The organism is Streptobacillus ratti (genome assembly GCF_001891165.1).
Lineage (GTDB): Bacteria > Fusobacteriota > Fusobacteriia > Fusobacteriales > Leptotrichiaceae > Streptobacillus > Streptobacillus ratti.
In genome coordinates, this window is sequence record NZ_LKKW01000005.1 from 21,807 (window position 1) to 46,067 (window position 24,261).

Consider the following 24,261-nt stretch of genomic DNA (forward strand, 5'->3'; position numbering starts at 1 on the left):
AGATGATAATTGATGAAATATAAAGTAAATACACAATTAATATATGGTGGTAAATTATATAATATTGGAGATGATATATCAATATTAGAACCAACTACATTAGAAGTTTGTTTAAAAGATAATTTAATAGTTGAAATATCTGAAGAAATAATATCTGAAAATACGCCTGAAGAAATATCTGAAAAGGTATCAAAATCTAGTAAAAAAGGTAAATAAAAATGAATTTTAAAGAAATTGTTTCTAAAGATATAACTACAACATTTTTAAATTTAAATGAATTTGCAACAGATCATAAATTAAATGGTAGAATAGTTAAATGTGTTATTGATGAAGATAAATTTGAAAATAAAATAAGGATGGGGACTATACTTACTCAAGTAGAGGGGGTAATAAGACGAGGAATTACCATATTTATCGGACAAGAGGAACTATATGCTATTCCCCATGTTGGAGAACATTTTAAACTTGATGATTTAGATTATGAAGTTTTAAAATTTAAAATGGATATAGGAATTTATGAAATAGATTTAGTTATTTGGGAAGAGATATGATAAAGTTAGAATATGATGTAGAATCAACTGTTAAAGAGTTTGAAAAAGCGCCTAAAGAACTTAAAAAAGCAATATCTTTTGCAATAAATAGGACTTTAGTTATGGTTAAAACTAGACAATTAAAAAGTGCAACAGATGAATATTCTGTTAAAAGAAAGGATTTATCTAAAAACTTAAATTTGAAAAAGTCCACAACTTCAACTTTAAATGGAGTAATAAATGTTGTGGGCTCTCCTTTGGGGCTTGATCATTTTAAGTTAGTACCTAGATTTAGAAGCAAGAATAAAGTTGTAAGGGCCGCTGTTAAAAGGGGAGCTACTAAAGTCTTGCCTAATGCATTTATAGCATATCATAATGGTTTTTTAGGTGCATTTAGTAGGGTAGGTAAATCAAGTTTACCCATTAAAAGATTAAAAGGTCCTTCTGCTCCACAAATGTTAGGAGGAAGTACAATTATTGAAAAATTGCAAGGATTTGCAGAAAGTAAACTAAAGGAAAGATTAGAACATGAGATTAGGAGATTAATTAAATGATAGTAAATACAGAAAGGCATTTGTATGATTTTCTTAAGAAAGTTTTAACTAAAGAAAAATTAAAATCTTTTTGTGACGGTATAATTGATTATGATATAAATATATATCGTGGGTTCTTACCAACTAATGATTTTGCTGATAGAGAAAATGGAAACAAGACTAATAATTACTTTCCATTTGTTTTGTTAAGAATTGTTAATTTTTCACAAGAAACAACAGGTATTAATAGTTATGAAGCACCTGTTGATATTGAAATTTGGATAGGCACAAAAGAAGAAAAGGAAGAAGATTATATAAAAAATTTAGCATTAGGGGACTACATTAGACAACAATTATTAAGTGAAGTACATAAAAAAGGTTCATTTGCTGTTGATGTTACTAAAAATTTTTCAGTTAATTTTTTTAGTGATAAGCAAGAACCTTTTTTCTATTCTAAAATAGATTTTGTTGTTTATGGGGAACCTGTAGATCCAATTAGTAACTGGGAGGAAAATACATGGATATAAAAAAACAATATATCTACTTAGGTAAAAATATAGATTTATTAGGAATGAGATTTAATGAAGGTACGGTATATTACGGAGAAAAGATAGAAGAAGTTTTAGAAAAATACCCGATATTATCTAAACTTTTAATAGAAGTTGAAAATGTTTCTAAATTAAAAATAAATAAAGTAGTATTAAATAAGATAACAGAAGAATTAAAAGAAATAGTAGAGAAGGAGGGTAATTAATGGCATATAAACACGGGACCTATCAAAGTGAAGTAAAATCAGATATTAATTTGCCTGTTGAAATGGCATACGGTTATTTTATTGTTGGTAATGCACCTATGAATAAAGTAAAACAGGATAAAAGAACTTCTAATAAAATTTTAAGAATATCAAGTTATAAAGAGGCTATAGAGATGTTTGGAGATACTAATGATTTAGATTTTAGTATTTCACAAGCAATAAAAATATTTTTTGAATTATATTCAGTATCACCATTATATGTAGTAAATTTAGTTGATGTAGATAAACATAAAAAGACGGGTACTAAAATTACTGGTTTGAAAGTAGAAGATGGTAAAGTATTAATAAAAAATCATAAAATAATACCAGAAACAGTTATTGTTAAAAATAATACAAATAGTGTTGAAATTGTAGATAAAGTATTGAATTGGACAGAAGAAGGGTTAGAGGTATATGTAACGCCTACGAATGATTCTACTATAGATATTGAATACAATGAAATAGATTTATCAAAAATAACGAAAAGTGAAGCTATAGGTGGATATGATACTACTACAATGCAAAGAAAAGGATTAGAATTATTAGACGAAGTATTTTTAAGTTATTCAGAATTACCAGCATTTATAGATGTTCCTGACTTTTCACATGAAGGTGATGTTGCAGCAGTTATGGCTACTAAAGCTAAAAATATGAATGGTGGAATGTTTGAGACAGTTGCTTTAATTAATGCACCATTAGATAAAAAATATGATGAATTATTAAAATGGAAAGATGATAGTAATATATTAGATAATGATCAAATTATTTTATATGGTAAATTAACGCTTGCTGGTAATTATTATAATCATTCAACACATTATGCTGCTTTATCATTATTAGTAGATAAAGAAAATGATGGTGTACCATGTCAGACACCATCAAATTATATGTATAAATGTGATGGCATGGTTTGGAAAGGTAAAGAAGGATATGAAAATTTAAGATTAGATAAAGAAAATCAAGCTAATTTTTTAAATAAAAATGGTATAGTAACGGCTATAAATTTTAAAGGTTGGAGATGTTGGGGGTCTGAAACTGCTAAAAATCCATTGGCAACAGATCCTAAAGATAAGTTTGTATATACTAGAAGAATGTTTAAATATATAGGAAATGAATTAGTTATTACTTATTTTGATACAGTAGATAAGAAATTTACTAGAAAACTTGCAGAAACTGTTACTAAATCTATAAATATTAGATTAAATTCATTTGTACCTAATAAATTATTAGAGGCAAAAGCTGAAATTTCTAAAGAAGATAACGGTTTAATAAATACAATAAATGGTGATATTACTTGGATAATAAAATTAGGAATAATTCCATCGTTAAAATCAATGACATTTAAGAAAAAATATGATGTAGATGTTTTAACAAATTTTGCAAAAGGAATAAGTAAATAGAAAGGAGAAAATATGGCAACAACAAATAATATACCTGTGGCGTTAAATAAAGTTGAAATATATATAAATGGTTCTAATAGTTTAGCTGGTATAGGTGAAGTAGAATTACCTAACATAGAACTTGCAACTGTAACTACAGAACAGATAGGTTTAACTTCTGAATATGATGCAGTTTTGGATGGACATTATAAGAAATTAGAAGCTAAAATAAAAATGGACACAGTAGATAATACATTAATTACATTTAATAACGATAAGCCTATTTTATTGGAATGTAAGGGTGTAATTCAAGTTATGAATAAACAAACTCATGGTTTTGATTTATTAGGTGTAGATGTTACTATGAAAGGATTAATTAAAAAATTTGATGGTTTAAAACTAAAAAATGGTTCTAAATTAGAAACATCATTTGATTTATCTGTTTCATATTATGAATTAGTAATAGAAGGAAATCAAATAGTTCAAACAGATGTTTTTAATAACATATCAAATATAAATGGGCATAATAATAGTAAAGTGTTAGCTTTACTAGGAATAATATAAGGAGAAGATAAAATATGATAATAAAATTAAGTAGAGAATATAATTTTTCAGGAAGAACATTTAATGAATTTGAGTTAGATTTTGATATTTTAACTGGAAAGGATATGATAGCCTTAGAAAAAGAATATAAATTAAGAAATAAAGGTTCTATAATAAAAGAATTGGAAGATGGATGGGCATTAACAGTTGCTGCAAGACTTATAGATGTAAAATATGGAGATTTATTAAATTTAAATGCTAATGATTATTTAAGATTAATAAATACTGTTAAGGCTTTTTTGAACAAAACATTGGAGGTTACAGAGGAGAAAGAGAGTATGGAGGAAACGGAAGAATAAATCATGTTGAAATATTGTTAGATACTATAACTGATTTATTAGGAATATTAAATAATTCACAAATTAATTTAAATGTTAGTTATGATGATTTGATAAGTTGTAGTTTATATGAATTACAATATTGGATAAATAGGGGTAATAGAATAGTAGAGATGTTAAAAGAACAAAATGAATAAAACAGTAATAAAAAAGGCGACTGTCAACTAAGTTGATTTGTCGCTTTATATTTTTATTATTCATTGTAAAAGATATCGTAGAATGAATAAATTATATAATTAATGTAATTATATACTACAATATATAACCATAGAATAACTGTAATAACAAATATTTTTCCTGAAAAACTCATATTAAATACACCAAGTAGTAATATACCTAAAGGAAAAAAAATAGTAAAAGTTGCTGAAATAAGAAATAATATTAATATGGCTTTTAATGTTTCAATTATTATTTTTTTAAGTATTTTAATTATTAATTTTTTTGTAGATGTACTAATTTTCATTTAATCATCTCCTTTTAATTAATTATATCATTTAAATCATAAGTTTTCAAGAAAGGAGGACATTAGATGGCTAAAAATATGGAATTTAATTTAGTGCTTGGAGTTGCAGCTGCAGGAGCTTTAACATCATTAGCTAAAGCAGGTAATGCTTTTAAAGAATTAGCTGTAAAAGCAGAAGCATTAGATAGTAATTTAAAAAAATTAAGCGATTCACAAGAAAAGTTAAAAAATGTTAAAGAGTCTTTGCAAAGTTATAAAAATTTATCAAATGAATATGTAAGAGCTGTAACTAAATTAAATGAACTAAAAAAAGTATATGAAAAAACAGGCAAAAGTAATGCTGGACTATCAAAGAAAATAAAAGAACAAATGTCATTAATTGATAAATTAAATAAGAAAAAAGAACATCAAAAAAATGTGTTTAAAGCTGCTAGAAGTGAAATAGAAAAAGAGGGTTACTCAATAAAAAAATATTCAGAACATATAGATGCATTAAATAGAAAAATAAAATTTCAGACTTTAAGAAAAAAAATAAATAATTTTTATGATAGTGCGGATAATGTAGTAGGAAATATTTCTAACTTTGCTGATAAAAGGTTATCAGTTGGTACAAGATTTGGTGCAGTTGTAGGATTGCCAGTAAAAATATATATGGATATAGAAGAGTCGCAAGCAGATTTAAGAAAAATGCTAGGAGATGAGGCTAAGAAATACTATTCTAATTTAAGAAAGATATCAGATAATTCTCCATTATCACAAGTTGAAATTTTTGAAATTTCAGGAGCTTTAGCACAATCAGGAATTAAAGGAGAAGAATTAGTTGAATATACTAAAAAAGCACAACAAATAGCAGTAGCATTTGATTTAGGAACAAAGGAAGCTGGAGAATTTCTAGCAAAGACTAAAAATCAATTACAATTAGGGCAAAAAGAATTATTTAAATATGCTGATACAATTAATTATTTATCAGATAATACAGCTTCTAAAGCTCATGAAATAGTAGAAATATCACAAAGAGTTGCCTCATTAGGAGGTGTTGCTGGAATATCACATGAAGCAGTTGCAAGTTTTGGTGCAACACTTTTATCAGTTGGTAAAACTCCAGAAATAGCTTCAACAGGACTTAAAAAGCTTTATACTGGTTTAGTGTCAGGTACTGCAGCAACGAAAGCACAACGAGACGCTTTTGCTTTATTAGGTACAGATACTATGACATTAGCTAAAAGTATGAAAGAAAATGGAGAAGAAACAGTTATAGCAGTATTAAGTAGATTGAAAGAACTCCCTAAACATATGCAAGTTTCTACAATAAAACAGATTTTCGGTTCAGAAGCATTAGATTCAATAACTGGTATGATGGCTAATGTTGAAATGTTAAAACAAAACTTAGAAAAAGCAAAATCAGCTCAAGCACAAGGAGCTGTAGAAGCAGAGTATAAGAACAGATTGGACACTTTAAAAAGTGATATGTTAATAGTTAAAAATAAACTATTTAATGCTTTAGCAGATGCAGGGAAAGCATTAGCACCTGTAATTAAAAATTTATTGGTTTCAATAACCCCATTTATAGAAAAACTTGCTAGGTTTGTAGAAAATAACCCTAAATTTGTAGAAAATTTTTTGAAAGCCTTAGGTGTCATGGCTTTATTTAATATTGTAGTTGGAATAGCTTTAAAGGGTCTTGTATCTCTTATATCATCTTTTATTAGTATTTCTAAAGCAATTACGTATTTTGTAAATGTTTTATCATTTACTATTAAGGGTTTTAAATTTTTAATTTCATTTCTACCCTCTGCTGTAGGGGTATTTAAAAGTTTATTTGGTATATTGAAAGCTGTGAGTATAGTAATTAAGACATTTTTTGTTGCTAATCCTTTGGTATTGATAGGGGTAATAGTAGTTGCAGTAGTTTCTGGTCTTGTGCTTATGTATAAAAAATTTGCATGGTTTAGAAATTTTGTTAATAAAATATGGACTGGTATTAAATTTGGTGCAGTTTATGTATTTCAAAAGATTAAAAATGGAGTAATAGCTGTTTTTAATGGAATAAAGGGAGCTATAGTTATTATAATTGAAAAATGTAAACAGTTATTTATGGGATTATTTTCTTGGATTTCTAAGGGCTGGCAAGGAATTAAAAATACTGTTTCTAAAGTTGGAAGTTGGATAAATCCGTTTAACTGGGGTAAAAATTATTCGGGTACTAATTATTGGAGAGGAGGGTTAACAACAGTTGCAGAACGTGGGGCAGAGTTAATTAATTATGGGGGTAGTTCTATTCTTGCAACATCTAGTATGCTATTGAACCTACCTAAAGGAACAAATATATTAAATAATTCTCAGACTAGAAGTACTTTACAGGATAAAGTAAATAGTTTAAAAACTAATGCAAGTAATACTATACAGGATATAAAAACTAGTGGCGATAATCTTAATTTCTACATAACAGGGCAAGATCCTAAAGAAATAGCAAGAGAAGTATTAAAAATAATAAATGAAAATAATAATAGAAAAAGAAGGGTGGCTTTTGATTAATGGAAGATGTAAGAGTATATTTAACAGTTTCTGGTGATACGTGGGATTTGATTTCATATAAAGTATATGGTAATGAATTTTATTGTAGTAATCTAATAAAGGCTAATTTAGATTTAATTGATATAGCTGTATTTGATTCAAATATTCCTATTATTATTCCAGAATTAAAAGCTAATGATATTATAAAAGATTATTCTATGTTACCACCTTGGAAAAGAGATTAGTTATGTTAGCTAGGCGTATAAGAGCAATAATAATATTTAATAAAAAGGATATAAGTAATGATATAAGCCATTCTATAAGCTCTATAAGATATACAGATAATTCAAGAAATGCTATAGATGATTTAGAAATTGAGTTAGAGAATTTAGATTATAGATGGCTTAGGGAATGGTATCCTGATGAAAAAGCACAGCTTGTAGTTGGTCTTTTTCAAGGTGATAATGAAAGTGGTGAGGGCATTTCTTTAGGAACTTTTTATATAGATGAACCAACATTTAATGATAATAGACTTAATTTAAAATGTATAGCATTACCTTTAAGAAGTAATATTAGAGATCAAAAAAATACTAAGGCTTGGGAAAAAATAACATTAGAAGAATTAATATCTCAAATAGCAGCAAAACATGGTATGAGTATATTATTACATGCTGATAATGAATTTTTTGAAAGAATAGATCAAAGTAATGAAACAGATTTAAAATTTATAGATAGAATTTGTGTAGAACATGGTTTAAGTATGAAAATATCAGATGATAAAATAATAGTCTTTGATGAGGATAATATGCTATTTAATAAAGCTGTAGTAGTATTTAGTATAGATGATTATAGGATAAGAAGCTTTACCCTAAGAAAGCAAAATAAGGAAATTTATGATAAAGTCGAAGTATCGTATTATGACCCAGATAAAAAGAAATTAATAAAAGAAATAATAACTAAAAAAGAGTTGGAAAAGAGAAATTGACAATGGCTGATAAATATGAAATTGTTAAAAATAAGTTATTTAATAATGCATTATCTAAAAAGAAATTAGCAGAAGTGGAAAAAGTAAAAAAAGTTAAAACTAAAGGTAAAAGCAAAAGTAAAAAAATCGCTAAAAAGATAATGAGAGATATTGCAAGAAAAGAATGTAGAATTAATTTAAATGTTGATGGTGATTTTAAATATGTTGCAGGTGGGATTATAGAGCTTGATAGTTCATTTGGTAAGTTTGAGGGTATATATATAATAGAAACAGTGACGCATAACGTTGATGGTGACTATTCGTGTGATATAGAAGCAACAAAAATAAAAGAAAGGAGTAAATAAATGGAAATATTTAAAGTTGGGGAAGTAAGTGATATGGATGTAGAAAAAGGTAAAGTTAGGGTAATATTTCCACAAGAAGATGATTTGGTAAGTGATTGGATAAATATATTAGTTCCTTTTAGTGAAAGTTATCAAGATAGTTATATGTTATCTAAAGGACAGACTGTATATTGCTTATTTATTCCAGGGATGATTGAACAGGGTGTGGTTCTAGGTTCTCCTATGAGAAAAGGTCCAAGCAATGAAAATGAAATTAAAAGAACATTTTCTGATGGTGGCTTTTGGTCATATAAAGATGGAATTTTAACATTAGAACCTATTGAAAAAATAAAGATTAATGCTAAAAAAATAGAAATAAATGCAGATGTTGAAATATCTAAAAATGTTAAAATAAAATCTGATTTAACAGTTGATGGAAGTACTATAACTGGTGGAAGTATTAACCTAAATACACATACACATTCTGGAATTTATCCAGGTCCAGGTATTACAGGAGGTCCACAGTAATGATAGGAAGTTTTGGAAAATTAATATTTGAAGTGTCAGATAAAAAGGTTGTTTCTTTAAATAATCAAATTTCAAGGAGTTATAAGGCAAAAATTATCGAACATTCTCCTATTTATGGCATAGGTATGCTTAGGTTTCAGGGTAGAGAATTAATTACTGTTAGCTTTAATATTCATTTTAATAGAACACTTACCCCTAATTTAAGAGAAGAAGTATTAAAAGTTAAAGATATGTTTGAAAAAGGTGAAGTTAATAATCTAGTTTTTGGAGGTCAAGTATTTGGCGAAAATCCATTTATAATAACAGAATTAAATGAAACTAACAGCTATTATAATATTAATGCTTCAGACTTTGATGTTATAGAATTAAGTTTGTCTTTAAAAGAATATATAGAAAAACCTAAAAATCATAATGATAGAATAATTAAACAAAATGATAATAGACCAAAGTTAGCAAAATTAAATAAATCCAGTGTACAAAAAAAGCAAATAAAAATATTAAAAGGAGCTAAAAAATGATTTTTAATATATCAACAGAAGATACAAATATAAATTATAATCCTTTAAATGAAATAGATGACGTTTTAAGAAGTGTTGCTATAATTTTAAGAGTTTGTAAAGAAGAACAACCACTACAAAGAAATTTTGCTTTTGATTCTGATTTGATTGATAAAAATATAGATGTTGTAAAAAATAAACTTAGCTTACATTTACTAGAAGAATTTAAAAAATATGAGCCGAGAGCTTTTTTAAAAAGTGTTGAAATTAAATTAAAAGAAGATAACAATTTTGATATTTCTATTGGAATTGAGGTGATAATATAATGGAATATACAGATTATGAAGTAATTAATGCTAATTTTCAAGAATTAGTTAATGATATGAAAAATAAATATGAGGAATTAACTAAGAGAAAATTGACTGAAGCAAGTCCTGAAATGCTTATATTTAAAACAGTTTCTTATGTTTTGGGATTAAGAGAAGAAAAATATAATGATGAAATTAAACAAAATTATTTAAGGTTTGCAAGAGGAGAAAGATTAGATTTAAAAGGTGAATTATATGGAGAAAGAGGGAAACGCTTAAAAGAAAGTCCAGCACGAGCAACCTTTAAATTTATGATATCTAAAGAACAGAAAAGAGATATAATAATTCCTAAAAATTCAAGGATTAGATATAATGACCTATATTTTTATACAGATAATGAATATAAGGTTAAACAAGGTGCTTTATTTACAACGGGGATAGCTACTTGTTCAACACTTGGAACAGGGGCTAATGATATAGCTGTAGGTGAGATAAATGAAATGGTAGATATTTATCCATATTATTCAGGAGTAGAAAATATTAGTGTTACTAATAATGGTGCAGATGAGGAAAGCGATGAGGGTTATAGAAACAGAATAAGAGAAATACCCAAATCATTTACCACGGCAGGTTCAAGTGGTGCATATTCATTTTGGGCAAAATCAGCAAGTAGTAATATCATAGATGTTACAGTAAATTCACCGAGTGCAACAAATGTAGATGTGTATATCTTAACTGATAATGGTTTAGTAAGTGAGGAGTTAAAAATTCAAGTAGAAAATACTTTAAATGATGAAAATATCAGACCTTTAACAGATAAATTAACTATTAAATCACCAATTATATACAATTATAATATTGACTTTGACTATTATATAGAAAGAGAAAATGAAACTCTTTTAAATATAATAAAGGAAAATGTAAAAAAAGCAGTAGATGAATTTATAACTTGGCAAAAAGAAAAGATAGGTAGAGATATTAATCCAGATGAATTAATTAAAAAACTAAAACTTGCTGATGTTAAGAGGGTTGTGTTAAGAGAACCAACATTTAAAAAGTTAGATTTTAATCAAGTAGCAATAAACACATCTAGTAGCTTTAATTATCAAGGTGTTGAAGATTTATGATATTATTAGAGAATTTAAGTTTATTAGATTTAGCTGCTAAATCAACATTAAATGATGAAAACACTAAAAATATCTACAAATCAATTGATTATGCCTTACATAAAAGATATGAAACATATATAAAAAAATTTTACTTGAATTTAGATAATTTAACAGATAGTGAATTAGATTATTTACTTTGGGAAAATAGTTTAGATTATTTAGATGAAAATTTAGACAGGAAAAATAAAATTGAATTATTACATAATGCTTTATTATTGCATTTTAATAAAGGTACTGTTGGAGCTGTTAAAGCAATTTGCAATATATTATTCGGTAATGCTGATGTTCTTGAATGGTTTGAATATGGTGGACTTGCCGGACATTTTAAGATATATACAGAATATTCACAAATAACAGAAAATTCATATGATAAAGTTCTAAGAACAGTAAATGAATATAAAAATGTTAGAAGTTTATTGGAAGCAATAATATTTATTAGAAGCTCTATTTTTAAATTAAATGCTAAAATTTATTCAGAGTGTAAAAAAGTAAATTTTATTAGTATGAGAGATTTTAATTTACCATATTTAAATGAAAAATTGAATGTATCTATTTTAGGATTAACTAAAAAACAAAATTATATAGGAATAAGAAAATAGGAGGAAAAAAATGTCAAATTATATGGGGTGGATTTTAACTAATGAAGGTAGAAATTTATTAAGTAGAGCTATAGCACATGAAACTAAAATTAATTTTACTAAATTTAAAATAGGTGCTGGCTTTAATAATGGTGATGATAAAACATTGACAGAATTAATAGATTTTAAAAATGAATTTCCTGTAAATTCATACACCACTAAAAATGATGGAATAGTCGAATTTATATTTGTAGTATCTAATAGAGATGAATCAGGTTCTAGTATAATAAATGAAGGTTTTAAAATAAAGGAAATGGGAATATTTGCACAAGATGACACAGGGAAAGAGATTATGTATGCTTATAATAAAGGTGAGGAAGGGGATTATCTACCAGCATACAATGGAAAAAATGCAATAGATATTGTTCAAAAGTGTATAATTGTTGTAGATCAACAAGCTGATTTAAATATTAAAATAGATAGCTCTTTAACTTATTTAACAGTGGAAGCATTTGAAAATTATAAAAAAGGTATAAGGTTTGCAACTTTTGAAGAAATATGGCAAGAGGTGTAACATGGCTATAGATACTAAAAAAATAATTGATAAAGAATGTGAATTAAGAAGTTTAAGGGTTTTACTAGGACAAGGAGTAAATAGAAATAGTGGTGTTGAGCAAGAATATAAAAAAGGCGATATAATGAAATATTTTAAAGATGATACTGTAATATTATATAAATGTAAAAATGCTGGTAGATATTCAATACCTGATGAACAAAATTTTAAAAAGGTAAATCTAAGAGGTAATAAAAATGGAGAGTAAAAAAGTATTGGATATTATTAATAAATCAAAAAGTCTAAAAAGTATAATTGGTACTGAGAATATAAAGAGCATAAATGATAACTTATCAAAGGGCGATATAATTATATATAATGAGCAACTATATAAATGTAAAAATCCAGGTAACTATTCTCTTCCTGATGTAATAAATTTTAAAAAGATTGGGTTAAGGTATATAGTAGAAGAATATGATGAGCAAGTTGTATCTGATATGGAATCATTATATCAAAGTATATATGAAAAAGGAATTAATGGGGATAATCAAGGTAGAAATTGGGATAATTCTATGCAATCATTAAGACAAAATAACAATATTAATTATAGTTTTTATCCTAAAAATATTAAAGAATTAAAAATATATGACAGTTCATCGGAGTATGGTGATAAAATTACACTCAGATATTTATTTGATTTATTAAAAAAGTATGCAAAAACTAATGATGTTTATGAAATTGTTGAATTTCCAATAGTTTTAAATTCATCATATAATAGACTTTTAGATACTATTACAAAAGATAATTTAGAAGAAAAATTAAATAATAAATATTATATTGGATATTTAAGTGCTATAAAATTAAAAACTGAAATTTTTAATAAAGCTATTGAAAAAGAATATGAAGAAATTAAAGAGTATTCAAAATCTCCTAAAATGATGAATAATAATGATTTTGTATATTTTGATATAAGAAATTTAGGAACTTTAAATAATTATGAAACCATGTACTATTTAAATGAATCAGAAAATAAAAACTATTTTTTAAAAGAGTTTATAAACAAATATGAATATAGATTTGGAGTATATCAAAAAACAGAGAGCCTTAATTATGAAATCAGTAAAGATGATATAAATTTAAAATTAGATTACTATGTATCTAGTAGCACAAATAGAAGAGATGATGGAAGTGAATATAATAGTTATTATAGACATATTTATCTAAAATTTGAAAAAGATAAGATAGTTAAACAAGGAGAAGCTAAAGAAAATTTTTGATTACCTCGTTTTGATGATATCATATCTAATGATAAAAATGGTCAAAGTGCAAATATTTTAAATAAAGAAAAAAATAAATATGGTATATATTTTACTTTAGACGAAGATGGAATATATGAATATAAATTTAAAAGTGTATTTACTGATAGAAATCAACACGAAGAATGGGGTTCACATGGATATCAAGGACAAAGATATGCATACTATTTAAATGATAAAAATGTAAGAGGATATGGTGCTTCATATTGTACTTGGCAACCAAAAGAAATTGAAACAGTATTTAGTTTTGAATTAGAAAATGGTCAATTAAAAGATATAGAATTAAATTGTTCAGAAGATGATATTAATACAGAAAGATTTAAAAAAGAATTTTTAGAAACAGGATATCAATTTGAAGATAGCACTTTATACATAAAAGTATTCTATGCAATATGGAGTTTAGACGATCATGGTGAGTGGAATGAATGGCAATTTGCCCATATTATACCACCATTTAATTTAGAGTTTAAAGGAGAGTGAAAGAGTGAGTAAATATGTATATGATGATAAAGGAGTCTATATAGGCTCTTTTTTTGATGAAATAAAAGATAGTGATATATTGGTTAGTTATCCAAAGGCTATAATCAAAAATGAATATATAGAATATCCTAAAATAAGTAATTTTGATGTTGTAAGTATGAATGATGAAGAAATAGCAAAATATAAATATAAAGAATATAAAGCTAATAAATATACATTATCAAATAATGAAATAATAGAAGATAATAAAATTATAAAAGTAAAATTAAATGAATTTGAATATGTAGAAAATGGAATACTTAAATTTAATTATCAAGATAAAAGAGATAAACTAATAAATAAAACAAAAACATATGAGCAAGCAGAAAAAGAAAAACCATTTGAGTTTAAAGGATATATACAACCGAACAGAGAACTGCAAGACCAAACTAGTTTACTTAAAATTTTATCATTTATGCAAATGACTAATCAAACAGTATTTGATAAATGGAAGATGAAAGATAAGAATGGGCATGAGCATTATGTAGTCTTAACAATACAAGAGATGATGTCTTTAGCTTTAAGAATGCAAGAACAGACAACAAATACTATGCAAAAGTACTCAGATATAAGAGAAAGAATAAAGTCTATGAGTGATGAAGAGTTGGAAAAATATGAAATATCAAGATAGCAATATATACATAGCAGTGTATAAAGATAATTTTACATTTTGGAGTAGACCTATTAAATGGTGGTTAGGTCATCCTTATTCACATATTGAAATTTATAAAGATGGAACTTTAATAGGGATTAGTAATGACCAACATGTTAGAAAAGTAAGGCAAGGATTAAATACTAGTAAATGGGATATATATAAATTAACTGTAGATATATCTGAAGAATTAGAAAATTTTTATAAAGAAACTAAAGGTAAAAAATATGATTGGAAAGGAGTATTGTTAACATGTATTTTTAATAGAAGAAAACACAATCCTAATAAATACACTTGTTCTGAATGGGTATCTGAAATGCTTGATAGAAATTTAGATGTATTTAATCCTAAAGATTATATTAATCTAATGCCTTATGATATAATTTGTGCCTTAAAAAATAAGGGATTAATAGAAAAAGTAGAATTAAAAGAAAGGAGGTTTTATGGCATTTAAGTTCAGTAGAGAAAGTTATCAAAAAATGGAGAATATACACCCTAAATTGGTACGATTAATGGAAAAGGTTATTGCAAATAGTCCTTATGATTTTAAGATAACACAAGGAGTAAGGAGTGCAGAGTATCAAAATGAGTTGTATCAACAAGGTAGAACTGTAAAAGGGTCTATAGTTACGAATTGTGATGGATATATTAAAAAATCTAACCATCAAGCAAAATTAAGTGGATATGGACATGCTATTGATATATGCTTATATATCCCTAATGAAAAGGATATAAAGAAACTATATGATGTATCAAAGCTTACAGCTATAGCTAATGTATTTAAAAAGTTCGCTATAGATAGAGGACTTAATGTGGCGTGGGGTGGAAATTGGAAGACATTTAAAGATTATCCACATTTTGAATTAAAATATTGACTATAGTTGAGTAATTACAGGATTTACTGATGATTAATGAATTGACTTTTTTTTGCATATAATGTATAATTACATTACAAAATCATTCTAATATTGGAGGTTATTATGAATAATTTTAAAATGTTTATTAAAGGTATGGCAAGTGTTGTATCACCTAAAAATGAATTTACTAATGTGCTTGAAAGATACCCTGCAACATTTAGTAGAAATGATAACGAAGCTATTAGAAATGATTGGATAAAGGTAGGTAATGATATTAAAAAAGGAATAGAGCAATATGAGAAGACCAAAAAATAATAATTCAAATATTCAAGAATTAAAAAAAGAAAACAAAAATGATAATTTAATTCTAACCGCTAGATTTGAAGGACCACTACCGCATCCAAGCATTTTAGATGGATATGCAAAAATAAATCCAGATATTCCAAACAGGATAATAAAAATGGCAGAAGAGCAATCAAAAGCAAGAATTGATAATGAAAAAAAAGAAAATGAGAATATTATTGAATTAAGAAAAACAGCTTTAAATAGTGAGGTTAGTTATAATAAAAGAGCTCAATGTTTTGGGTTTATACTATTATTAATATTATTTCTTGCTGGACCTATTCTTATAGTATTAAATAAAGATGTAGGAGGATATTTATCTGTAATGGTGGGTATTATAGGAGCTGTAGGCTCAATTCTGTACAATAATAAAAAACAAGATTAAATTATAAATAGACTATTTCAAAAAGGGATAGTCTTTTTTAATTATAAAAAATTACAAATTAAAGAGTAAAAATTAGATTATAAAAAAATAAAAAATATAAAGGAGAAAAAAATTATGACAACAAAAGAAATTTTATTATTAGTAGGTGGAGTATTGGTAGCAATATTTGGAGCATTAGTACCATTATTTAAGAAGTTAGCAAAGAGAACAGAAACAACAATAGATGATACAATTTTAGATTTATCTATACAAGCAGTAGCATTTGTAGAAAAGCACTTTTTAGATAAGTCAGGAATGTCAAAGAAAGCGTTAGCAACAGAATTACTTGTAAATGCTGCTAAGAATAAAGGAAAAGAAATTACAGAAGAAGTAGCAGAAAAAGTAGTTGAGAAAGCATGGGCAACACAAGAAATAGCAAAAGCTACAGAAAAAGATAAAGAAGAAAAAGAAGAAGTTGAAACGGGGAAGTAACCTCCCCTGCCCCTCTTTATAACTCAAATTTTTCTAATTTCAGTGATGTTCTAAGTGATATCAAAAGAGATTATCATAGGTCTTTAGTATATGCAGATGTAGCACTTAAAACAAAGCCATTTGATATTAAAAAGACAGAGGTAGTGGCAAGAGCAGGGGCAACTTGGTATTTTTGAAAAAAACAAAAAAATATAATATAGTAGATAAAAACACCTCTATATTATAAAAACTTGAAAAAAATTAAAATATAAGTTATAATTGTGGCGAGGAGTTGATGAATATGAAAAAACCGTTTGAACCACAATTGTTACCTATTAAATTTGAAAATGAAGAAATTATAAAATTAAATAAAAAGGTTATAAAAGCACGTGAGTTAATAAAAGAAATAAATGTGAGAACAGAACATAGCAAATTAAGTGAAACATTCTTTTATTTATTTTCTGTTAATGAATCCTTACAATCAACAAGAATAGAGGGAACACAGTCAAGTTTTAATGAGATAATTCAAGCAGAAGCTACATTAAAATATAATAATGATACATTAGAAATTAAAAACTATATTGAAGCTTTAAATAAAGGGATTATAACACTAAGAGACTTACCAATAGGAACTAGATTAATTAAAATTATACATAAAGAAATGTTGAAAAGTGGTCGTGGATCTAATAGAAATGTTGGAGAATATAGAAAAGTACAAAATTGGATTGGTGGGAAAAATATAGAAGATGCGAAGCATATACCACCAATAGCAGATAAAATTGATTTATATATGTCTAATTTAGAAACTTATATAAATGATGTGAATGATGAATTGGATGAATTGATTAGGATAGCTATTATTCATGCACAGTTTGAAACAATACATCCTTTTTTAGATGGAAATGGTAGAGTTGGTAGATTACTTATAATTCTTTATCTTTATGAAAGAGGGTTGATAAACAATAAAACTTTTAATATAAGTGAAGAAATAGAAAAAAATAAACTTAAATATTATGTTTATTTAGATGAAACAAGAAAAGAAAACTCAAATTGGATTGGTTGGATAAATTTCTTTTTAGATAGTGTTATAAATCAATCTAAAAGGAATATAGAAAAATTAAAAATGGTAGAAAAATTATATGATGTTTTAATTAAAGAAGTAAAAAGCAATAAATTAAAATATGAGTATATAGACTATATTTTTAGAAATCCAATCTTTTCAATTAATAATTTATCAAGTTCGATGAATATAACATATACAACAGCTAAAAATAATATTAAAAAGTTTGAAGATTTAAAATATGTTTTTAGCGATGGTAAGAGAAAGAATAGATTGTATTTCTTTTATGATCTTTTAAGAATTTTTAATGATTAATTTTAGAAAATAATTGAATTATGAATGTAAGAGAGTTAATATAACCTAATATATATGTAAATAGGTGAATTAAATGGAGATAGAAATAATAAGTAATATAATTAAAATGATAGGAGATAATGGCATTAGCTTAGTTGCTAGTGCTATACTCCTGTATTTTACTATAAAGAATTTTAAAGAAAATTCAGAAAATCAAAAAGAGATAATACAAGCAATAATACTTGTAAAACAAAGGCTAGTTAATGGACATTTAGGCAGTGATGATTTAAAAATACAGGTAGGGTTGCATTGGTCTAAGATGATAAATGCTTATAAAAGTAGTGTATTTAAATATATTATTCAAAATAATATTAAAAAGAATATTAAACAAATAGAAATAGAACTAGATAGAATGATTATAGAGATGTTAAATAGAAGTGATGAACTACTTAGAGAGCAAACAACTTATCATGACTATACTAATATAATGGAGCTATTAAAAAGTGAATTAAATAAACTACATTTAACTACAATGGAAATATTTGAATCAATTATAGAATGTTATAGTAATGAATGTCTTGATTATAAAGAACTAGCAAGAACAATAGAAAATCATATTAATCACATTAAAAGTGAAGTAAAGATTAAAATAAGTGAATTGAAGATATAGAAAAAAAGGTAGGATTTTGTCCTACCCTTGTTTTTTATTAATCGTGCGAATAATTGTACGTGAAATTAAAAAAATAATTCTATAACTTGTATAGAAAATATTCATATTTAGAATATAAATAAGAGGGTAAAAAAAGGTTCTAAAAAAGTACTAAAAGTTCTAAAAAAGTTCTAAAATTAATCAAAAAATTATTATTTTTAAAAATATATAATAAAAAAAGCTAGCATTTACTAGCATTTGTATTTTTTAAAATATAGATTGGTGAGCCAGTATGACTCACCATTTATATAAAAAACATTTTATTTTTATTTCAGAGGAAGATTTTTTCTTCCTTTTTTCATTTTTTTATGTTATAATACATCGAGAGGTGTTTTTAAATTATGAAAATGTTGATACAAAGAGTAAACAATGCTAAGGTTTTATTTGAAGATGGGACATATAATTCAATAGAAAAAGGACTTTTAGTTTATTTGGGTGTTCATAATGAAGATAATTTAAAAGATATACAAATTTGTGTTAGAAAATTAATCAACCTTAGAATATTTGAAGATGAGGAAGGAAAAATTAATTTTTCATTATTAGATAAAAATTATGAATTAATGATTATTAGTAATTTCTCACTTTATGGAAATATGAAAAAAGGTAATAGACCCTCATTTACAGAGTCTGCAACTGCTTTAAAAGCAAATGAAATATATGAAATTTTTCTTGAAGAACTAGATAAAAATAATGTTAGATATAAATCTGGGAAATTTCAAACATATATGAACGTGCAATCTAGTAATGATGGTCCGATGAACTTTATTTTTGATACAAGAGAGGAAGTAAATTAATGTTGAGATACAAGAAAATGATGTTAGTATTATCACTTGCATTATTACCTATAACAGGTTTTGGTGCGAACAAAATAAGCCTAAAAAAATCTTCTACAAAATCTCAAAGAGAATTAGTAATGCAAGATTCTAATTCAATAGTGTTTGATTCAGAATATATACATGATCAATCATATATTGATAAGAAGATAAATGAAATTGAAGAATCAGTAATGTCTATGTCTGGTGTATACAACAGTCTGGATAATATAATATTAAAAAACAAATTGTTTAGTGCTTATGATAAATGGGCAGGAACGAAATATATATTTGGTGGAATAAATCATAATGGTATAGATTGTTCAGCCTTAACAAGAGAAGTGTTTAGAGATGTATTTGGTTATGAATTACCTAGAGTAAGTGTTGATCAAGTAAAAAAAGGTAGAAAAATTGAAAGAGGAGAAATGAAACCTGGAGATTTATTATACTTTAGACCAGAAAATAGGGTAAATCATGTTGCCGTTTATATAGGTAACTCGTTATTTATCAATGCTTCATCTTCAAAAGGAGTGGTACTATCAAGTTTAAATAATTCATATTGGGGTAAATATTTCAAATATGCAGTAAGAGTAGATGCAGCAAGAGAAGTGAGATAATAAAATGAAAAAGTGCTTTAAGCACTTTTTTTTAGTACTTCTTGTTTTTTTAAATTTTCAAGCTATAATGTTAATATAGTAATAACCAATATTTTTAGGAGGTAGGGTATGAAAGTTTATGCCAGTGATAATATTAGGAATATAGGAATATTAGGACATAGTGGTTCGGGAAAAAGTAATATGTTGGAGTCTTTAGAATTTACAGCTAACTTAATTTCTAGGATTTCATCTCCAACGGAACAATTTAAAATGTCTAATAGTTTAACATTATCAGCAGTAGAATATCAAAATATGAAATATAATTTATTAGATATTCCTGGATATTCAGATTTTTATGGTGAATTAGAATCAGCTATTTCAGCAATAGCAGGTGCAATAATAACTATAGATTCTACTACAGATTTAAGTGTAGGAACTGAAATAGCATTAGAATTAACTGAAGAAAGAAAAATCCCTAAATTTATATTCGTTAATAAAATAGATTCTGATAAAGCAGACTATACTAAAATTCTTAATCAATTAAGAGAAAAATATGGTAAAAAAATAGCACCTTTTCATCTTCCGTGGGGTAAAGGTGTAGATTTTAAAGGTCATATAAATGTTGTAGACTTATTTGCAAGAAAATATAATGGTAAAGAATGTGAAACAGTTAAAATGCCAGAAGAATTTGAAGCTGAAGTAAAATCGGTTAGAGATATGCTATTAGAATCAGTAGCAGAAACAGAAGAGATGTTAATGGATAAGTATTTTTCTGGAGAAGAATTTACAACAGAAGAGATACATAGAGGATTAAGAAAAGGTGTATTAGATGGCACATTAATACCTGTAGTTTGTGGATCAACTTACAAAAATATTGGATTACATACTACATTTGATATGATGAGAGAATATTTACCATCTCCTAAAGATAACAAGAAAAATATTGATATAGCAGAATTCGTAGGACAAGTATTTAAAACAGTAATAGATCCATTTGTAGGTAAAATTTCATATGTTAAAGTACTTTCTGGAGAAATAAAAAACGATTCAGAAGTATATAATATAAATAAAAGAGAGTATGAAAAAGTTAATAAAATATTTACATTAGTTCATGGTGAAATGATAGAATTACAGAAAGCAACTATGGGAGATATAGTATTATTAACTAAATTAAATTTTGTACAAAATTCTGATACTTTAGCTAAAAATGAAGGAATAGATGCTATTGAAGCAATCAAGTTCCCTAAAGAACAAATGTTAGTAGCTATACAGGCTAAGAATAAATCTGATGAAGACAAAATATCTACTGCATTACATAAAATAAGAGAAGAAGATTCTTCACTATATTGGAGACGTGTTGTTGAAACAGGACAAACTGTTTTAGGAGTACAAGGAGAAATACACGCAAACTCTGTAATTGAAAAATTAAAAGAAAGATATAGTGTTGAAGTATTAATAGAAGAACTTAAGGTTCCATATAAAGAAACTATAAAAGGTACATCAGATGTTCAAGGTAAGCATAAAAAACAATCTGGTGGACATGGGCAATATGGAGATGTTAAGATAAGATTTAGTCATTCTGAAAAAGAATTTGAATTTGAAGAAGAAATAGTTGGTGGAGCAGTACCTAAAGGATATATTCCAGCAGTTGAAAAAGGATTGTTAGAATCTATGAAAGAAGGGGTATTAGCTAAATATCCAGTTACTAATATTAAGGCAGTACTTTATGATGGTTCATATCATGATGTGGATTCATCTGAAATGGCATTTAAACTTGCAGCTAATTTAGCATTTAAAAAAGGTATGCTTGAGGCTAAACCTGTTTTACTTGAACCAATTATGGAATTAAAGATAGTTGTTCCAGAAGAAAATGTTGGAGATATAATGGGAGATATTACTAAAAAACGTGGTAGAGTACTTGGTATGCAAGCTACAGGAAAAGATAAACAAGAAATATTTGCAGAAGCTCCTATGGCTGAAACATTTAAATATTCTAATGATTTAAAATCTATGACTCAAGGAAGAGGATATTTTGAGATGAATGTTGTTAGATATGACCAAGTGCCAGAAGAAATAGCTAAAAAAATTATTGAAAAAACTGAAAAATAGAGTAAATACTATTAAAAAGTTCTAGTTTATGCTAGAACTTTTTAGGTTAATATTAATAAATAGAACTAAATGTGTGGATATATATCAATAACTTATGTTATACTTTATGAGAAAAATAAATAAAAAATAAAATGGAGGACATTATATGCAAAAAAACATATATGAAATAGTAGAAGAATTACTTTGTGAAAAAGTTTTTTTTTGGGGGGGCTATTTATCAGAAGATAATAAGCTATTAAAGGCAAAAGTCTATAGTGATGTAATGACAATGAATAAAGAATTATTATCATTACTATTATCAAATGAAAAAGTAAAAGAAACATTCTTTGAAGAAGTAAATGGAACATTAGTATTTGATAAACAAAGATTTGCATGGTTTATAGAATCAAAAGAATTTTTACCAGATTCATATACAAGATATACAAATAAGATAGGTTTAACAAGTAATGGAGAATTCATATCAAAAGTAAATGATGTAGTATTAGATTTTCCCTATAAAGATTGTATACTAGAGGGTGTACAAGATAGAGATGATCAAAAGAGGAAAGAGATATTCTATAATGAGATAATAGCAAGAGAAGAAATAACAAAAATGTTATCTCCAAAAGTGTTGACTAAAGCAAAGAGATATAGTAAAGCTGGAGTAGAAGAAGATATAGAATTTAGAGGAGAAGATAATTTAATAATAAAGGGGAATAATCTTATAGCTTTATCAAGTATATTAAGAAGATATGAGGGCAAGGTAAAATGTATATACATAGATCCACCATATAATACAGGAAATGATAGTTTTAACTATAATGATACATTTAATCATTCAACATGGTTAACCTTTATGAAGAATAGGTTAGAGTTTGCAAGAAGGTTATTAAGGGAAGATGGGGTAATATTTGTTCATTGTGATGATAATGAACAAGCTTATTTAAAAGTACTTATGGATGATGTGTTTGGAAGAGAGAATTTTGAAAGTACTATATTTTGGAGAAGAAGACATAATCAACCTAATGATAAAACTAAAATGATAGCTAAAGTAGCAGAAACTATAATTGTATATGCTAAAAATATCAATACATTAAAGAATACAGCTAGTTTTTATACATTACCGTTAAATGATAAACGAAAGGAAGATTATAAAAATAGAGATAATGATAGTAGAGGCGATTGGACTACTACTCCGTGGAAAACTTCAACAAATCAAGGAGGTTCTGCATATGAAATTATAACACCAACAGGTGTTGTATACAATAAAACGTGGATGGGTAATAAAGAAACATTTATAAAACTTTTGAATGATAATAGAATAGTATTTTCTAATAATGGAAATGGATTGCCAAGAAAAAAAGTATTTTGGAATGAAAGAATTCAAAATGGACAACCAGCTCATAATTTCTGGGAACATACATTATTTGGAAGTAATCAAGATGGTAGCTCGGAATTAGATAAATTATTTGGCAAAGGAATATTTTCAAATCCTAAGCCAGAGTTGTTAATTAACAAAATAATAACAATTGCTACAACTAAAAACGACTTAGTCCTAGACTTCCACTTAGGCTCAGGGACAACTTGTGCAGTAGCTCATAAGATGGGGAGAAGATATATAGGGATAGAACAAATGGATTATATAGAAGATATAACGGTAGAAAGAATGAAAAAAGTAATAGAAGGAGAACAAGGGGGAATATCAAAGACAGTTAATTGGGAAGGAGGAGGTTCATTTGTATATTGTGAATTACTAGAAGATGCAAAAGGAGTAATAGAAAAGATACAAGAATCTACAGAAGATACAATAAAAGAAATAAAAGAGGAAATATATAGAGATGAAAGGATAATACCGTATATAACAAGAGAAGAGTTAGAAAAGGTAGATAAAGAATTTGAAGAATTAGAATTAGAAGAAAAAAAGCAAGTATTAATAAAACTTGTAGATAAGAATAAGCTATATGTAAATTATTCAGATATAGAAGATGAAACATTTACTATTAGTGAAAGAGATAAAATTTTTACAGAATCTTTTTATGAAATATAATATGTGTCGGTGTATAAGGGGGCCTAAATTCCAAAAGTAA

General features: G+C 26.2%; 34 protein-coding genes. 33 read left to right on the forward strand and 1 reads right to left on the reverse strand.

The features are described from left to right. Window positions 1–12 precede the first annotated feature (12 nt). The 9 genes from BT993_RS01665 to BT993_RS07310 are packed head-to-tail and all read left to right on the forward strand — an operon-like array spanning window position 13 to window position 4,313. A complete protein-coding gene (locus tag BT993_RS01665) occupies window positions 13–216 on the forward strand; it encodes a hypothetical protein (RefSeq protein WP_064590484.1) in 204 nt (67 codons plus the stop codon). Window positions 217–218: 2 nt separating this feature from the next. After that, on the forward strand, window positions 219–551 hold the full coding sequence (locus tag BT993_RS01670) for a hypothetical protein (RefSeq protein ID WP_064590482.1): 333 nt from the start codon (window positions 219–221) through the stop codon (window positions 549–551). Next, window positions 548–1,084: a phage tail protein gene (locus BT993_RS01675; protein WP_064590480.1), complete on the forward strand. Its 537-nt coding sequence runs from the start codon at window positions 548–550 to the stop codon at window positions 1,082–1,084. Before BT993_RS01670 ends, BT993_RS01675 begins: the two co-directional genes overlap by 4 nt. After that, a complete protein-coding gene (locus BT993_RS01680) occupies window positions 1,081–1,590 on the forward strand; it encodes a hypothetical protein (RefSeq protein ID WP_064590478.1) in 510 nt (169 codons plus the stop codon). Before BT993_RS01675 ends, BT993_RS01680 begins: the two co-directional genes overlap by 4 nt. Further along, window positions 1,581–1,817 (forward strand): hypothetical protein, encoded by a 237-nt coding sequence (locus BT993_RS01685; protein ID WP_064590476.1) that lies wholly within the window; start codon window positions 1,581–1,583, stop codon window positions 1,815–1,817. Before BT993_RS01680 ends, BT993_RS01685 begins: the two co-directional genes overlap by 10 nt. Beyond that, the gene (locus BT993_RS01690) at window positions 1,817–3,256 is read left to right on the forward strand and encodes a phage tail sheath protein (RefSeq protein WP_072592932.1); all 1,440 of its coding nucleotides are present in this window, start codon (window positions 1,817–1,819) and stop codon (window positions 3,254–3,256) included. Before BT993_RS01685 ends, BT993_RS01690 begins: the two co-directional genes overlap by 1 nt. A gap of 12 nt (window positions 3,257–3,268) precedes the next feature. Next, the gene (locus BT993_RS01695) at window positions 3,269–3,799 is read left to right on the forward strand and encodes a phage major tail tube protein (RefSeq protein WP_072592933.1); all 531 of its coding nucleotides are present in this window, start codon (window positions 3,269–3,271) and stop codon (window positions 3,797–3,799) included. 14 nt (window positions 3,800–3,813) lie between these two features. Beyond that, window positions 3,814–4,137 (forward strand): phage tail assembly protein, encoded by a 324-nt coding sequence (locus BT993_RS01700; protein ID WP_064590442.1) that lies wholly within the window; start codon window positions 3,814–3,816, stop codon window positions 4,135–4,137. A 14-nt stretch (window positions 4,138–4,151) separates the two neighbouring features. Then, window positions 4,152–4,313: a hypothetical protein gene (locus BT993_RS07310; RefSeq protein ID WP_155729856.1), complete on the forward strand. Its 162-nt coding sequence runs from the start codon at window positions 4,152–4,154 to the stop codon at window positions 4,311–4,313. A 56-nt stretch (window positions 4,314–4,369) separates the two neighbouring features. Here BT993_RS07310 and BT993_RS01705 read toward each other — a convergent pair whose 3' ends face one another. After that, on the reverse strand, window positions 4,370–4,639 hold the full coding sequence (locus BT993_RS01705) for a hypothetical protein (protein WP_064590441.1): 270 nt from the start codon (window positions 4,637–4,639) through the stop codon (window positions 4,370–4,372). A gap of 66 nt (window positions 4,640–4,705) precedes the next feature. On the opposite strand from BT993_RS01705, the gene BT993_RS01710 reads away from it, so the two are divergent. From BT993_RS01710 to BT993_RS01825, 24 genes are all read left to right on the forward strand, one after another. After that, a complete protein-coding gene (locus tag BT993_RS01710) occupies window positions 4,706–7,174 on the forward strand; it encodes a phage tail tape measure protein (protein ID WP_064590440.1) in 2,469 nt (822 codons plus the stop codon). Then, window positions 7,174–7,398 (forward strand): tail protein X, encoded by a 225-nt coding sequence (locus BT993_RS01715; protein ID WP_064579440.1) that lies wholly within the window; start codon window positions 7,174–7,176, stop codon window positions 7,396–7,398. Before BT993_RS01710 ends, BT993_RS01715 begins: the two co-directional genes overlap by 1 nt. A 2-nt stretch (window positions 7,399–7,400) precedes the next feature. Next, window positions 7,401–8,138 carry a phage late control D family protein gene (locus BT993_RS07165; protein ID WP_231101145.1) on the forward strand — a complete coding sequence of 246 codons (738 nt, stop codon included), beginning with the start codon at window positions 7,401–7,403 and terminating at the stop codon, window positions 8,136–8,138. 2 nt (window positions 8,139–8,140) lie between these two features. Next, window positions 8,141–8,482, forward strand: coding sequence for an XkdQ/YqbQ family protein (locus BT993_RS07480; protein ID WP_064590438.1), 342 nt, complete (start codon window positions 8,141–8,143; stop codon window positions 8,480–8,482). Next, window positions 8,483–8,989: a phage baseplate assembly protein V gene (locus tag BT993_RS01730; RefSeq protein ID WP_072592934.1), complete on the forward strand. Its 507-nt coding sequence runs from the start codon at window positions 8,483–8,485 to the stop codon at window positions 8,987–8,989. Next, window positions 8,989–9,507, forward strand: coding sequence for a phage tail protein (locus BT993_RS01735; protein ID WP_064590436.1), 519 nt, complete (start codon window positions 8,989–8,991; stop codon window positions 9,505–9,507). Before BT993_RS01730 ends, BT993_RS01735 begins: the two co-directional genes overlap by 1 nt. Then, entirely contained in the window at window positions 9,504–9,812 is a 309-nt protein-coding gene (locus BT993_RS01740) for a hypothetical protein (RefSeq protein WP_072592935.1), read from the forward strand. Before BT993_RS01735 ends, BT993_RS01740 begins: the two co-directional genes overlap by 4 nt. Then, window positions 9,812–10,921 (forward strand): baseplate assembly protein, encoded by a 1,110-nt coding sequence (locus tag BT993_RS01745; RefSeq protein ID WP_072592936.1) that lies wholly within the window; start codon window positions 9,812–9,814, stop codon window positions 10,919–10,921. Before BT993_RS01740 ends, BT993_RS01745 begins: the two co-directional genes overlap by 1 nt. Next, complete coding sequence (locus BT993_RS01750) at window positions 10,918–11,562, forward strand: phage tail protein I (RefSeq protein ID WP_072592937.1); 645 nt, start codon at window positions 10,918–10,920, stop codon at window positions 11,560–11,562. Before BT993_RS01745 ends, BT993_RS01750 begins: the two co-directional genes overlap by 4 nt. Before the next feature lie 10 nt (window positions 11,563–11,572). Beyond that, entirely contained in the window at window positions 11,573–12,115 is a 543-nt protein-coding gene (locus BT993_RS01755) for a phage tail-collar fiber domain-containing protein (RefSeq protein WP_072592938.1), read from the forward strand. 1 nt (window position 12,116) lies between these two features. Continuing rightward, window positions 12,117–12,362, forward strand: coding sequence for a hypothetical protein (locus tag BT993_RS01760; protein ID WP_072592939.1), 246 nt, complete (start codon window positions 12,117–12,119; stop codon window positions 12,360–12,362). Further along, complete coding sequence (locus tag BT993_RS01765; RefSeq protein ID WP_072592940.1) at window positions 12,352–13,371, forward strand: hypothetical protein; 1,020 nt, start codon at window positions 12,352–12,354, stop codon at window positions 13,369–13,371. The genes BT993_RS01760 and BT993_RS01765 overlap by 11 nt, the downstream gene beginning before the upstream one ends. Window positions 13,372–13,894: 523 nt before the next feature. Next, window positions 13,895–14,560: a DUF4376 domain-containing protein gene (locus BT993_RS01770; protein ID WP_072592941.1), complete on the forward strand. Its 666-nt coding sequence runs from the start codon at window positions 13,895–13,897 to the stop codon at window positions 14,558–14,560. Then, the gene (locus BT993_RS01775) at window positions 14,544–15,035 is read left to right on the forward strand and encodes a hypothetical protein (protein ID WP_072592942.1); all 492 of its coding nucleotides are present in this window, start codon (window positions 14,544–14,546) and stop codon (window positions 15,033–15,035) included. The genes BT993_RS01770 and BT993_RS01775 overlap by 17 nt, the downstream gene beginning before the upstream one ends. Then, on the forward strand, window positions 15,025–15,456 hold the full coding sequence (locus BT993_RS01780) for a M15 family metallopeptidase (RefSeq protein ID WP_072592943.1): 432 nt from the start codon (window positions 15,025–15,027) through the stop codon (window positions 15,454–15,456). Before BT993_RS01775 ends, BT993_RS01780 begins: the two co-directional genes overlap by 11 nt. Before the next feature lie 105 nt (window positions 15,457–15,561). Then, complete coding sequence (locus tag BT993_RS01785) at window positions 15,562–15,753, forward strand: hypothetical protein (protein WP_072592944.1); 192 nt, start codon at window positions 15,562–15,564, stop codon at window positions 15,751–15,753. After that, on the forward strand, window positions 15,734–16,165 hold the full coding sequence (locus tag BT993_RS01790; protein ID WP_072592945.1) for a DUF2335 domain-containing protein: 432 nt from the start codon (window positions 15,734–15,736) through the stop codon (window positions 16,163–16,165). Before BT993_RS01785 ends, BT993_RS01790 begins: the two co-directional genes overlap by 20 nt. A 114-nt stretch (window positions 16,166–16,279) precedes the next feature. Then, the gene (locus BT993_RS01795; RefSeq protein WP_072592946.1) at window positions 16,280–16,636 is read left to right on the forward strand and encodes a phage holin, LLH family; all 357 of its coding nucleotides are present in this window, start codon (window positions 16,280–16,282) and stop codon (window positions 16,634–16,636) included. A gap of 280 nt (window positions 16,637–16,916) precedes the next feature. Then, window positions 16,917–17,990, forward strand: coding sequence for a Fic family protein (locus tag BT993_RS01800; protein ID WP_072592947.1), 1,074 nt, complete (start codon window positions 16,917–16,919; stop codon window positions 17,988–17,990). A gap of 73 nt (window positions 17,991–18,063) precedes the next feature. After that, window positions 18,064–18,639, forward strand: coding sequence for a hypothetical protein (locus BT993_RS01805; RefSeq protein ID WP_072592948.1), 576 nt, complete (start codon window positions 18,064–18,066; stop codon window positions 18,637–18,639). A gap of 380 nt (window positions 18,640–19,019) precedes the next feature. Further along, the gene (gene dtd, locus BT993_RS01810; protein ID WP_072592949.1) at window positions 19,020–19,472 is read left to right on the forward strand and encodes a D-aminoacyl-tRNA deacylase; all 453 of its coding nucleotides are present in this window, start codon (window positions 19,020–19,022) and stop codon (window positions 19,470–19,472) included. Further along, window positions 19,472–20,107 carry a C40 family peptidase gene (locus BT993_RS01815; protein WP_072592950.1) on the forward strand — a complete coding sequence of 212 codons (636 nt, stop codon included), beginning with the start codon at window positions 19,472–19,474 and terminating at the stop codon, window positions 20,105–20,107. The genes dtd and BT993_RS01815 overlap by 1 nt, the downstream gene beginning before the upstream one ends. A gap of 108 nt (window positions 20,108–20,215) precedes the next feature. Beyond that, on the forward strand, window positions 20,216–22,195 hold the full coding sequence (locus tag BT993_RS01820) for an elongation factor G (RefSeq protein WP_072592951.1): 1,980 nt from the start codon (window positions 20,216–20,218) through the stop codon (window positions 22,193–22,195). 145 nt (window positions 22,196–22,340) lie between these two features. Beyond that, a complete protein-coding gene (locus BT993_RS01825; RefSeq protein WP_072592952.1) occupies window positions 22,341–24,221 on the forward strand; it encodes a DNA methyltransferase in 1,881 nt (626 codons plus the stop codon). Window positions 24,222–24,261: the final 40 nt, after the last annotated feature.